We start from the raw sequence: 12,875 nt of genomic DNA, 5'->3' as shown, positions 1-12,875 counted from the left end.
CTGCGGCGGTTAAAACAAGCATCCGTTCGCTCCTCTCCCCATTCTCGGCTGACAGTTACAGGAACGCCGTTTCGCTATGAGCAAAACGACCCCGCGCAATGATCGCGCCCCTTCAACTTCACGATCACGTCGCCCTCTCCAACTTCAAGCCGAACAGCTCGAAGTTCGCGCTATGCTGGCAGGCGACACACTACCGCTAGTGGAACTGTTAGAAGGGGAAGCTGCCGCTCCCACCATCATCGTCGCTGAGCCTCCGGTCTCGGCGCAAACAGGGTCGTTGGCCATTAATTCGGGTTCGTCGTCCGGCGCCGCTACGATTACGGCCAGCGTCGGAACCGTGAATCTCAATCTAAACGGTTCGTGGCTCTGGACCTTCGATACCAAACAGACCAACGTCGGAATTCAGCAAGTAGTGCTGACGGCAGTCAATCAAGCTGGTTTAGAAACCACCTCCTCGTTCGACTTGATCGTGCATGACTATGCGGCGCGATCGATCATGAGCAAAGCGACCGCCAGTCAGATAGCCAATCCGTATGTGTATGGACAGCTTGACGATCAAATTTTTTTTAGCGCAGTGCTCAGCGGAGTTGGCTGGGAACTCTGGAAGAGCGACGGCACTCCAGAAGGCACCCAACTTTTAAAGGACATCTATCCAGGCCCTCCAGGTTCTAGTCCACGCGCCTACATGACGGTTGGGGACAAGGTCTACTTTCAGGCACGGAACAGTTCTAGCAGCTATGGGCTGTGGAGCACCGACGGCGATGTCACCGAACTGGCAGTCGCCAAGTCGAACTTTGGCTTGACGAATCCCGTGTACGTCAACGGATATTTTTACTACGGATTTCGCGAAAATTCGACGACGACAGGCTTTGAATTGTGGAAGTCCGATGGTTCCGAAGAGGGCACGGCGATCCTCAAAGACATTCGCCCTGGTACAGGAGATTCGTTGCCCAATGACTTTGTCGTCGCTGGAGATCTGGTTTATTTTACCGCCTACGCCGCGTCCAGCAAAAAATCGTTGTGGCGTACCGACGGAACGGCAGAGGGGACCATTCAAGTCGCAGACATTCCAGCGGAGACAAGCAGCACGGCATCGCTGCTGACGAGTCTCGACGGCAATGTCTATTACCGGCTGACAAAAACCAGCCCCGCCGATCCCATCTGGAAAGTGGACACGAACGGCGACGTTACCTCGTTGTTTTCGCAAGATACGGTCTACCCGTTTCAAATGTCCAATATGCAAGCCGTCGATGGCGACTTGTATTACGACTCGACCGGCACATGGTCATCTTTCTCGGGCTACACGCGCATCTGGCGGCTGAATGAAGCGGCCGACGCAATGGACGTGATGATTGATTTTCCTGCGCTCGGCTTTCAACAGGTCAATTGGTACTCCGTTTCCCAAGGTGAAATCTATTTTGTCGCGCAGGACAGCGTTCATGGTCTGGAACTCTGGAAGACAGACGGCACTCCCGAAGGTCTCGTGAGACTGACCAACATTCATAACGCTAATTTTTCGGTAAGCGGACTTTGGGCCACCGAAAAAGGATTGTTCTTCACGGCGAATGACGGGGTCGCAGGAAATGAGCTTTGGACAACCGATGGGACGCTCGCGGGAACCTATCGGGTAACCGATATCGTTCCGTACAGCTCCTCCTCTAATCCAACCAGCGTGACTGCCGTGGGCGATCGGCTCGTTTTCTCGGCATCCGATACGACGTTCGGACTGGGTCTGCAATCCTTGCAACGCACTCCGACGATCAACTCAGGCGGGCCATATGCCGGCGCCAAAGGAGAAACAATTCAACTAGATGCCAGCGGCACCACAGATGACATTGACGACATCAGTGATCTGACTTTTGAGTGGGATCTCGACGGCGACGGAGCCTATGACGATGCGACTGGCGCGATGCCGATGATCACACTTGGCGCCACCGGCGAGCTTACCATTGGCTTGAAAGTCACGGACCTGGATGGAGCTGCGGCCTACGCCGTAACGACGGTTAATATCGTAAACACCGCACCTGCGGTAACTGCCGATAGCACTAGCATCACAGTGGACGAGGGCTCCACCGCCAGTAACAGCGGATCTTTCATTGATCCAGCTGGCGATCCAGTCACGCTCACCGTCAACATCGGCGACATTGCGCAAAACGATAAGACAGGCAAATGGACTTGGTCCTTCCATACGCTCGACGGGCCTGATGATTCGCAAACGGTCAAGATCACTGCGACTGACTCCGAAGGCGCCGAGTCATTCACTACCTTTGTATTGAACGTCAACAACGTGGCGCCGATGTTGAAATTCGCGCCGATTGACGATGCCTACCCACTGGGCAAACCGATAGACATTTCGGCCAGCGCCATCGATCCCGCTGAAGCCAACGACACGTTGACCTACAGTTACGCCGTATACAAGGATGGTTCACCCACCGCCTCTTTCAGCGGCTCCGGCATTGACCTAACCACCTTCCGCTTTACGCCCACAGAAGTCGGCAGCTATGAGATCGTCTTGACGGCCAGCGATGAAGACGGCGGCAGCGATCAGGTGAGTCAATCGTTCTTTGTCGACAACATCACGGCCGCAGGCAGCGAGTTTGTTGTCAATACGACGACGGCGAGTGAGCAGTACGCTTCCGCAGTCGCGACAGATGCCGCCGGCAACTATGTCGTCACCTGGCAAAGCTACGGTCAGGTAGGAGCTGGTTACAAAATCTATGCCCAGCGTTATGCTGCCGATGGGACAAAGATCGGCAATGAGTTTCGGGTAGACTCGTTCACTGACTCCACAACGCAAAAGTATGCTCCTGCGGTCGCGATGGATGACAACGGCAACTTTATCATCGCGTGGCGAAGCAGCTCCCAAGACGGGAATCATTGGGGCGTTTACGCACAGCGATACGGGGTCAATGGCAATCGGATCGGCGGCGAGTTTATCGTCAGCACCTCTAATCCCAATATCGAGACCAGACCCTCGGTAGCGATAAGCGACAATGGAAATTTTGTCATCGCCTGGGCGGTCGATAGTCAGGTAAAAGGGATTTTTGCCCAACGATTCGCTGCCGATGGAACAAAACTGGGAAGCGAAATTCAGGTTGAACCAACTTCGCTAAGCAAAAGCAATAATCCTACGGCGGCAATGGATGACGAGGGCAACTTTGTCATCGTCTGGGAAAGTGAGAATCGAAACAGCAGTGATAGCGCTGACGTTTACGCTCAACGCTTTGCAGCCAATGGCGATAAGCTTGGCGACGAAATTAATGTGGTCGCCAATCTGATAAATCTCCGATTCGATCCATCATTGGCCATGGACAACGAAGGTAGCTTTGTCATCAGCTGGACCAATAACTTGCCAGACGGCGACGGCGAAGACATCTACGCGCAACGCTTTGGCATTGATGGTGCGGCGCTCGGCAATGCGTTTCGTGTCAACACATTCGTGACTGGGAATCAGCAAACTTCTTCGGTTTCGATGAACGGGGATGGTGAGTTTGTCATCAGCTGGAAGAGTAGAGATCAAGACGGCGACGACTATGGAGTCTACGCACAGCGATACACGGCCGATGGAATAACGAGCGGCAATGAGTTTAGCGTGAATACGAGCGTACTAAATACTCAGGAAGCTCCCTCCGTCGCGTTGAGCGATAATTTAAACTTTGTCATCGCTTGGACCAACTACGATCCGATTAATAACAATCGCGATATCTACGCACAACGTTACTCAGTCACGCCTCCCGACGTCGTCTCGGTCTATTCAGGCGAAAAGCTCATCGCCAATCATGGCGCCCTCAGCGATCGTCTGGATCGCTTGACGATCGTCTTCCGCGAAGAACTAACCACCTCAGACGATGCCGATCCGTCCAGCCGCACTCATTGGCGACTAGAGCTAGACGGACGGGACATTAGTTCGCAGATTACGGAAATCACTCCAACGTTCGATGGCCAACGGACCGTGGTAGAGCTGCGACTGGACGGTCTGATCCGCTATGGCGAACTGACGTTGACCGCATTTGACAGCTTGACCGACCTAGCTGGGCGGAGCCTAGACGGCAACGCGGATGGTGTGGACGGCGGAGATTTTGTTTTCCATTTCTCGATCGATATTCCGCGATTCCTCGGAGAGGAAACGCAGGTAAACACGACTACCGCCTACGACCAAATCACACCGGCTGTCGCAAGCAATGACGTCGGCGATTATGTAGTCGTTTGGGCTAGCGATAATCAGGACGGCAGCGAATATGGGATCTACGCTCAGCGCTATGCCTCAGACGGCACAAAAACCGGTGTTGAGATTCAGGTAAACTCTTACAACGTGAGATATCAAATCACGCCTGCCGTCGCGATAGACGACGTAGGAAACTTCGTCGTCACTTGGCATGGCTACAGCCTGAATGGAATCGGCACTAGCAACATATACGCGCGACTATTCACGGCGGAAGGAATTGCGATCGGCAGCGAGTTTCAGGTTAATAGTTACGCAGACTTTAACCAGCGAAATCCCACCATTGCGATGGACGGAGCAGGAAACTTTGTGATCGCGTGGGACAGTCTTCATCAGGATGGTAATGGTGAAGGGATTTATGCCCAGCAATTCGCCGCCGACGGAGCGAAGATCGGCGAAGAATTTCACGTCAGCACCACTACTTACGGCAGCCAGACCAACCCTTCAGCAACGATGAACAACCATGGCGACTTTGTCATCGCCTGGACAGGACGCGACGCGGGCGTCAACTTGGATGGGATTTACGCCCAAAAGTTCGCCGCGGACGGCACAATGCTCGGCGGCGAATTTCAGGTCCATAGCTATGTACTCAAAGACCAAAGAGCGCCTTCGGTCGTGATGGCGGACGATGGCTCTTTTATCGTCGCGTGGCATAGCAACCTTCAGGATGGCAACGGCGACGGAATCTACGCTCAGCGATTCGCGGCCGACGGAACAAAACTCGGCGCCGAGTTTCGTGTCAGTATGCATATCTTGGGCAATCAAAATTTCGCCTCTGCGGCAATCGACTCAGCCGGCAACTTCATCATTGTCTGGACAAGCCAAGATCAAGATGGCGACGCCTACGGCATCTATGCTCAGCGATATGCCGCCGATGGCACAAGAATCGGCGACGAGTTTCAGGTGAATACTTATGTGCCAAATTCGCAGAACGATCCCACGGTTGCTTTCGATGAATATGGCAATGTGGTCGTCGCCTGGACGAGTCAGGACCAAGACGGCGACGGTAAGGGCATCTACTCCCAACAATTTCGCTTCTTCTCGGACGCAGGCGGACCTTACATCATTGATGAGGGCAGCGATTTGAGCTTGGCAGCGGCAGAGCCTGCTGTCGGAGAAAACATTGTCAGCTATGACTGGGATCTGGATGGCGACGGCGAGTATGACGATGCGACCGGAATATCACCGATCATTTCTGCAGCAACGCTGGCTACATTGGGATATGGGGATGATAGTTCTTTCGAGATCTTCATTCGCTTGACGGACGATACCGGAAGATTTCGTGATGCGAAAACGACCGTTAACGTCATCAACGTTGCTCCTTTGGCATCGATCGATAGCATCAGCACTCCACGGCAGAGCGGCACGCAGATCAATGTGACGGCCAGTGCGACCGATCCAGCCGGAGTGAATGATCCGTTAACCTACAGCTACGCCGTCTTCAAACAGGGCGCCTCCACGCCGCTGGCCACCGCCGCAGGGATTGATCTCACCACCTTCAGCTTTACTCCAGACGCCGAGGGGAGATACCAAATCATCCTGACCGTCAGCGATGATGATGGCGGCAGCAGCCAATTCAGCCGGACAGTCACCGTTGATAACGTGGCGCCGACCGTTAGCGTCAACACCGATAGCGTGACCCTTTTCGAGGGTTCTACTGCAACCAACGACGGCACGTTCAGCGATTCCAACGGTGACCCGGTCACGATCACCGCCAACATCGGCACGATTGAACAAGATGATCAAAACGGCATCTGGAGCTGGTCGTACGATACGCTCGACATGCCGAGCGGCTTGCAAACGATCACGATTACGGCCGACGACGAACAAGGGGGAGTCACCCATACGACATTCACTTTGTCCATCCTGCCGCGAGCGGAAGCGTACCTCACCATCGGCAGCTCCTCGGCGGTGACCGATGCGTCTGGCGAAGCGGAGCTTTTGCCAGAAGACCTGACGTCGATCCACGAATGGAACTCCTTTACGGTCGATGTTTGGATCTTGCGTGACGAGCAATATACTGGCAACCTGACCAACGTTTCCCTGAGTCTCAACTACAACAGCGCCTGGTTCCGTCTCGATAGTGCAACACCCAGCAGCGGTGTCGGAGAGTTGAATGTCAACAATATCGGCGATGCATTGGAAATCGACGCCAGCCAAATCGTTGCCGGCGACATCGGACAAGACGCCTACTTCCTGGTCGGCAGTTTCCACTTTAAGCCGGCTACCAATGGCGGAATTCCCAATGATGCCAACGGCGCCTACCCAGAGCCGATCAGCGATCTGCAGTTCACGCTCACCGACATCGAACTGACCCTGGACAACTTTGGCGACGTCCCTGGTCATCAGATCGGCGTTGCAGCGACGCAATTGGAAGTCGTCCCGTATGACGTCAACGACGATGGCGCGATCACGTTGGTTGACCTCTCCTATTTGGTCCGCAACATCGGCAATCCGATCGCCAGCTTTCCCGATGCGTACAAGTACGATTTCGATCGAAACGGCGTCGTCTCGCTGGTTGATCTGACTTACTTGATTCGTAACCTTGGCGCCAACTCGAACAATGGCGGCCAAGTCCGGCTGCCGAGCAGCTACGCGGTGCAACCACAGGCAGCGCCGCTCGAAAGCGAATCAATCATCGCGCAGCCTGTCAGCAATTTGCTGGAAGCGGAAGCGATAACGCCGAGTAGCGAAGCAGCCAACATCGACGCGGCGTTTGGTAATCTCAACTCGCTGACCGAAGAGGAGCAGTTTCCGACCAACGAAGAAGATGTAGAAACGCTTGACTTCTCTTTTGCCTTGGACCATGCCTCCTGGCGGCCAGCCTTCTCGCCTGATTGGGCGCTGCAGGAATCGACGGTTGGTGATTACGATGTTGATCACACTGTCGATTTGCTCAAAGAACAGGAAGAAGAATTTCCGCAGCTCGACAGATTCATCGATCGGCTATTAAAGAGCCGACTCGAGGATCGCTAACAGCTCCTTTTCGCTCGGCCGTCGCGGGTTGGTTCGCATCAGTCGTGTGATCTGGATCGACTTGGCGGCGAAGCCTGGGAGCATCTCTGGCGTGACGCCATACTCGCGCAGGCGCGCCGGGATGCCGATCGCTTGTTTGAGTTGTTCGACTTGCGTGATCGCCGCTGCAGGGGTTGGTTCTCCACCCAGCAGCTGAGCAATCCGGGCAAACTTGTCGATTCGAGTTTCCAGATTGAACTGCATCACATAGGGCAACAGCAAACCGTTGCCGCCGCCGTGGCTGCAATGGACGGCGCCGCCGATAGGATATTCTAGCGCATGCACCACGGCGACGCCGGCGTTAGAAAAAGCCAGGCCGGCTAAGGTCGCCGCCAAGGCCATGCCGGTGCGGGCCTCCATGTTGTCGCCGTGCTCGACCGCTTGCACCAGATGCTGCCCCACCAGTGCGATCGCCTTTTCCGCCAAAGCGTCGACCAGTACATGCGATCCGCTGTAAGGCGCCGGCGCGTCGCTGTCTTGCTCTAGCAGATCGAACGTGGTCGAAGTATAGGCTTCGATCGCGTGCGTTAGCGCATCAATCCCGCTATCGGCGGTTACCTGCGGCGGACAAGTCGCCGAGAGCAGCGGGTCGACGATCGCCAGGCTTGGTCGCAAAAACTGACTCAGCGTGCTGACCTTCATCGCGTTTTCGGTATCGGTCAATACGGCCGATTGCGAAACCTCGCTGCCGGTTCCGGCGGTCGTGGGGATCGCGATCAGCGGCGTCACCAGGCCAGGGACTTGATCCCAACCGAAATAGTTGGACGCAACGCCGCCGTGGGCATGCAAGATGGCGACGATCTTTGCTAGATCCATGTTACTGCCGCCGCCAAGTCCGCAGATCGCATCAGGGCGAAACTTTTCAGCGGCCGTATGCGCGGTGGCGGCGACACTCAGGTCTGGCTCAGCGCAGCTGCCATCAAAAACTTCGACCGTGATGCCGGCGTCCAGCAAGGGTTGGCGCACCTTGTCGACCAACCCAAGTTGCACCAACGTCACATCGGTGACCAGCAACACACGCGACCAGTTGCGGCGAGCGGCCAACAATCCAACGCGCTGACTGGCGCCAGCGCCAAAGGTTAGCTCGCCGGCCGAGTAAAAGCTCCAGTGGTTGGCCATCGCGGCGATTACTCCTGCTTGGCGAGCAGCGTTTCCAAATATTTGGCGATCAGCGTCACGTCATCCTTCGCGACAAAGTGATCAATCTGGGCTTTGGGGACTTTCAGCTTTTCGAGATGGCCGATGACCCGCTTCCAGACGGTCGCCCGCTTTTTCCCTTCAGCGAGATACAGCTCGGTAATGTTCTCTTGCAACTTCTGAATCGCGATCGACTCTCGATTGTCATAGTAGTTGCGGATGATGTTTTGTTGATGTTTCGAGAAGTTTTGAGACATGGTCGGTCTCTCCCGGGAAACAATGCGTCTGGAAAACGAACTAAGCAATCGTGGCAAAGCGAATAGCGGCTGTAAAGGGTGACTAGCAATGCTTTATGCTAGCGGATCCGGCTCGGCGATGGGGGCTTTCTCAGCAAATGCGGAAAAGTCAAGCTTCCAGCGGTATCCATCGCCGCGCAGCGAGAGCAACAGCCCCACCCATAAACTGATCGGCGTCGCGGCAAACAAAAATAGCGAGATCTCCATATTTCGCCCCAAGAAGTAGACGACGGCGCCAAACACATAAAGGAATATGAGTCCGGCTCCCAGCACTATGCCGGGTGAAAATCCCCGGTGAGCGTCGCGCATCGCGAACCAGACGAATCCCTGCATGATGACGATCACCGGCATACTGATCGGCACGGTCAACATCCATTGGCCGGATCCCCGCTGCATCACCCAAATCAACAAAACGCCGGCCACAATTAAGCCGAAGTCCAGCGCAACCAGGGGAGCGATTCGCCTTCGCTGCAGCTTCGACTCACTGGCCGCTTCACTAGACTCTGGAGCGATTCGCCAATGACGGCGACGAACCCCCACGGCGAACATTGCCGACAACACCCCAGTCACGAGCGCGAAATAACAGTACTCCCCTCGAAAGAGGATCTCTGTCAGATAGGGAAATTTTTGTCGGGTCGTCTCGTAAGCAATCAAGCCGAGTATTCCGTGCGAAGCAAACAATAGCAATATAGCAGGCAAGCAGCGAATGGAGGCCAACAACACTAAACAGGGTCCGATCGCTGCAGTTGCGATGCATGACAAGATAAAAATCGGCACTAAAAATTCAGTTAGTTCCCTCGAGTAGGCGGTATCGAAGATCGCTACCACTAACAACAGAGTGCCTACCAGCGCGTAGGCGATGACAAACCCCAACAATCGCAACGGCGATCGCGGGGCGCTGCGCTCAGAAACGCTGGGCAAGTCCTCCTGGGTCATTTGACTCATGGGGCGATCCTGATTGACTGGTCACTTCTCCTAGCGAGATTCTGCAAGCCACGTCATGCAAAGGGGTCTGATTCTGCCAGCGGTTCTGGCTCATGAATCGCAGAAAAGTCGCGCACCAATCGATATCCATCCCCCCGCACTGACAAAAAAACGCCGCTCCACAAAACCACCGGAAGCCCAATCATCGCGAACAGGACGACGCTTTGAGCGGGGTAAAAATACCCAACGAACAACAGCCCCACCAACAGGCAAGTCAGCCCGGTGACCATCACCGCGATGGGTGAGAACCCACGGGCGCCAGGGGAGAGCGCCACGCGCGCGACGCCAGCCAGAATGCCGACGACTAGGACGCCCAACGGCAGCGATTCCGCCAACGGCCCTTTGGCCAATTTTTGAAACAGGACCATCGCGATCAGTACCGACGTTAGATAAACGCAATCGAACGTGGTGATCGGAGGCGGAACGCGCTTTTGGCTCGTGGGCTCTTCGCGGTTGTCGCGCTGGAGACGCCAACATCGGCGACGATTCCAATAGGCAATCGCTGCGGACAGTCCTGCGACTGCCAACCAAAACACAATTCCATGCTGTAAAAACCAATTTTTGGTCATGCCTGGAGCGTCGCTTGAGAGGCTCCGATAGACAAGCATGCCGGCCGTCCCATGAGCGATCACCAATAGCAACAATGCCGCGACAAATCGGCGGGGCGCAATCACCAGCAGATAAAAAACGATCGCCACACAAGAGGCCAAAATCGGCAGGCTCGCTGGCGATAAAAAGGCAACCAAGCCCGCTCCTAACAGAGAGTTGCTGGAATTGGAGAAGACCACCGGTAGGAGGAATAGTCCAACAATCGCGACGCTATAGAACAACGCGAACGTCGTGGTCCGCCAAGCGGTTGCCTTCGACTGGTCCCCGCCAGGCGATATCGCTGCATCTTGAACAAGCTGACTCATCTGGCGATCCTGTTGAATTGGTTCCTTTCAATATACGAGACAAGGACAGAAATCGCTCGCATTGTCCGCGCTGACCTCAAAAAATTGTGATACAACCAAAGGGGAACTGGTTGAGGAAATGGTGGAAATGAACGACGAACCGCAATTCGCTCTGTTGCGCGATCCGATCGCTCCTTTCTCGGTCAGTGAAGCCGCATCGATCTTGGCGCAGTATAGTGGTGAGATTCCGGCCGAGTTTCTACAAACCCTGCATCGTCGCCCCGGGGTTTTGCTGCGTCAACTTTCAGAGCAGGACGCGCTCGAAGCGGCCGCGGCGCTTCGCAGAGCCGACATCGTCGTTCGGGTTGTCGCTGAAAAGGATCTAGTTGAAGTCCCTGCTCCTCCGCGCTATCCCCTGAAGAGTGCAATCATCGAAGCAGACGCGTTTGTCGTCGATGTCCCCCGCTGGACCGGACGCATTCCGTGGGACAAGTTTTTCTTGCTCGATATCGTGCCCGAGTTTGTCCGCAAAACGGGGGCATTAGATCTCGATCCGCACGACGCGCAGCTTTACGCTGAGACCAACGCCCGAACCGCGTCGATCTCATCCACTCCCCGAGCTAAGATCGCGATCTATCTCGAAATCCTGTGTCGCGATCCTTTGCTGCGGATGCGGATTGATCGCAACGCGTTCGCCTATCGCAAAGCGGCCATCCCCGTCGTGCCAAGCCGCGAGACCAATTTTCGCTCTTTGGCGAACGCGATTCAAACCCACTGCGTCAATGCTGTCATGGGACCGGGTTTTTCGAAATTGAATCAAGGGTTCAATTCGACCAAAGAATCGAACTATGACCGAGCCCGCTTCGAAAATCTCGCTACCTGGTTGCTGACGATCAACAAGGTCGCCGGCTAGCCGCAAGCAACATTCGTGAACCGCGGCAGTTGAAACTCGCGTTCCGTTCCTTGTATTCTTAAGCATGTCAGCCGACAAAACCTCAATCGCTCAGAGAACGACGATGGCCAGCGACGAAACAATCATCGTGCCCGAGATTAATCCGTTTGCTTCTCCACTGGCAGACTCGATCGATCCGGCAGACGATGCAGGCTACCGCGTACGGGGTAAGAAGCTGGCAGCTCGCACGCCGATTCAGCTTCCCCATGTCTGCATCCATTGCGGAGAAGACGCAAACGCAGGGCGTCGTTTTGCCCGCAAGATCTATTGGACGCCGCCGTGGATCTATTTGCTGCTGTTGATCGGTCCTATTTTTGTTGTGATTGGATCGATGCTGGTTCGTAAACCGCTCCAGATTGACTATGCACTTTGTCTGGACTGTAATGGTCGCCGCAAAACCAAGATTACTATCGTCTCCCTCCTCTGGCTAGCCTTTGTGGGCTGCACGTTTATCGCGATCGCGTGGGAAAGCATCCTGATGGGGGGAGCCTGCGTCTGTCTGCTTCTCGCCGGAAGTGTCGGGCTGATTCTCTGTGGCGAGCATTTCAGAGCAACGAGCCACAACAAGGGCGTTTTCGAGATCTCCGGTGCAAAAGCTCCCTTTTTGGAGCATCCGGTGGTTCAGCAGCAATCGCTGGATGAAGCGGACTGGGATCAGCAGTAGATTGGCCAAAACGCACGCAGCTTGCTGAATAGCTCAAAAGAAGCGGCCATTGCGCGAAACCAGCTCTCATACAAACTGGGGGAAACTAAATGGGCGTTGCGGAATACCCGCAGCCCCCCACTCTTAGCACGGTTCTCCGCAAATCCCTCCATTTGCCGGCTTGCGCCAAGCAAAAGATTCTAGGATTGCTGTACACACGCACGATACATCGTGTATCGCAACGAATCAACCCGCTGCGTTGCCCTTCCACCCCGAGAGCGAAAAGCCATTGAATCATCGTGTTTTACTCATCGAAGACAACCCGCTGGATCAGCTACTTGCAGCTACCATTCTGCGAAAGAGCGGCTATGTCGTCGAATGCGAAAGCGATGGTCTGGATGCAATTAGTCGGATCACCCACGGTGAGCCGTTTGATATCATCCTAGTCGACTACGAACTACCAACGCTTAACGGCATCGAAGTTACGGTCAAGCTGCGAGCGATCGGTTTTCGCAAGCCGATCGTTGCCGTCAGTGCTGGCCCCGAATCCGAATTAATCGACGACTGGACCAAAGCCGGTTGTTGCGACTTTTTAGCAAAACCCTATTCACCTAAACAGCTGCGTGAGTTTGTCGATCACGCAATGATCCGACGCTTGGCGAAACGGCCTCTGGCCAATCGTCTTGACTTGACGGGGCATCGAGCATAATCGCCACAGGGGCAGACTGGGCGA

The 12,875-nt window shown here is 55.0% G+C and carries 8 protein-coding genes; 4 read left to right on the top strand and 4 right to left on the bottom strand.

Going from position 1 to position 12,875, the window contains the following annotated elements:
* Positions 1–76: 76 nt before the first annotated feature.
* Entirely contained in the window at positions 77–7,198 is a 7,122-nt protein-coding gene (locus SH421x_RS00710) for an Ig-like domain-containing protein (protein ID WP_488853377.1), read from the top strand.
* On the opposite strand, the gene SH421x_RS00705 is transcribed toward SH421x_RS00710, so the two are convergent.
* The 4 genes from SH421x_RS00705 to SH421x_RS00690 all read right to left on the bottom strand — a co-directional run bounded on the left by SH421x_RS00705 (position 7,172) and on the right by SH421x_RS00690 (position 10,568).
* On the bottom strand, positions 7,172–8,356 hold the full coding sequence (locus SH421x_RS00705) for an iron-containing alcohol dehydrogenase (RefSeq protein WP_488853376.1): 1,185 nt from the start codon (positions 8,354–8,356) through the stop codon (positions 7,172–7,174). The genes SH421x_RS00710 and SH421x_RS00705 overlap by 27 nt on opposite strands.
* An 8-nt stretch (positions 8,357–8,364) precedes the next feature.
* Positions 8,365–8,631, bottom strand: coding sequence for a hypothetical protein (locus SH421x_RS00700; RefSeq protein WP_488853375.1), 267 nt, complete (start codon positions 8,629–8,631; stop codon positions 8,365–8,367).
* A 93-nt stretch (positions 8,632–8,724) separates the two neighbouring features.
* A complete protein-coding gene (locus SH421x_RS00695; protein WP_488853374.1) occupies positions 8,725–9,615 on the bottom strand; it encodes a hypothetical protein in 891 nt (296 codons plus the stop codon).
* A 53-nt stretch (positions 9,616–9,668) separates the two neighbouring features.
* Positions 9,669–10,568: a hypothetical protein gene (locus SH421x_RS00690; RefSeq protein WP_488853373.1), complete on the bottom strand. Its 900-nt coding sequence runs from the start codon at positions 10,566–10,568 to the stop codon at positions 9,669–9,671.
* Between the two features lie 127 nt (positions 10,569–10,695).
* Here SH421x_RS00690 and SH421x_RS00685 point away from each other — a divergent pair, with 127 nt between their 5' ends.
* The 3 genes from SH421x_RS00685 (at position 10,696) to SH421x_RS00675 (ending at position 12,851) form a co-directional block, all read left to right on the top strand.
* Positions 10,696–11,460, top strand: a complete 765-nt coding sequence (locus SH421x_RS00685; protein WP_488853372.1) for a hypothetical protein — start codon at positions 10,696–10,698, stop codon at positions 11,458–11,460.
* 103 nt (positions 11,461–11,563) lie between these two features.
* Positions 11,564–12,163 carry a hypothetical protein gene (locus tag SH421x_RS00680; RefSeq protein ID WP_488853371.1) on the top strand — a complete coding sequence of 200 codons (600 nt, stop codon included), beginning with the start codon at positions 11,564–11,566 and terminating at the stop codon, positions 12,161–12,163.
* Between the two features lie 268 nt (positions 12,164–12,431).
* Positions 12,432–12,851, top strand: a complete 420-nt coding sequence (locus SH421x_RS00675) for a response regulator (protein WP_488853370.1) — start codon at positions 12,432–12,434, stop codon at positions 12,849–12,851.
* The last annotated feature ends 24 nt before the right edge of the window (positions 12,852–12,875 follow it).

It is taken from the genome of Blastopirellula sp. SH421 (assembly GCF_057808535.1).
This window is presented reverse-complemented; position numbering and strand designations above follow the sequence as displayed.

Coding starts and splice junctions, on each gene's coding strand:
- SH421x_RS00710 (WP_488853377.1), top strand. CDS start 77: ATGAGCAAAACGACCCCGCGCAATGATCGCGCCCCTTCAACTTCACGA.
- SH421x_RS00705 (WP_488853376.1), bottom strand. CDS start 8,356: ATGGCCAACCACTGGAGCTTTTACTCGGCCGGCGAGCTAACCTTTGGC.
- SH421x_RS00700 (WP_488853375.1), bottom strand. CDS start 8,631: ATGTCTCAAAACTTCTCGAAACATCAACAAAACATCATCCGCAACTAC.
- SH421x_RS00695 (WP_488853374.1), bottom strand. CDS start 9,615: ATGAGTCAAATGACCCAGGAGGACTTGCCCAGCGTTTCTGAGCGCAGC.
- SH421x_RS00690 (WP_488853373.1), bottom strand. CDS start 10,568: ATGAGTCAGCTTGTTCAAGATGCAGCGATATCGCCTGGCGGGGACCAG.
- SH421x_RS00685 (WP_488853372.1), top strand. CDS start 10,696: ATGAACGACGAACCGCAATTCGCTCTGTTGCGCGATCCGATCGCTCCT.
- SH421x_RS00680 (WP_488853371.1), top strand. CDS start 11,564: ATGGCCAGCGACGAAACAATCATCGTGCCCGAGATTAATCCGTTTGCT.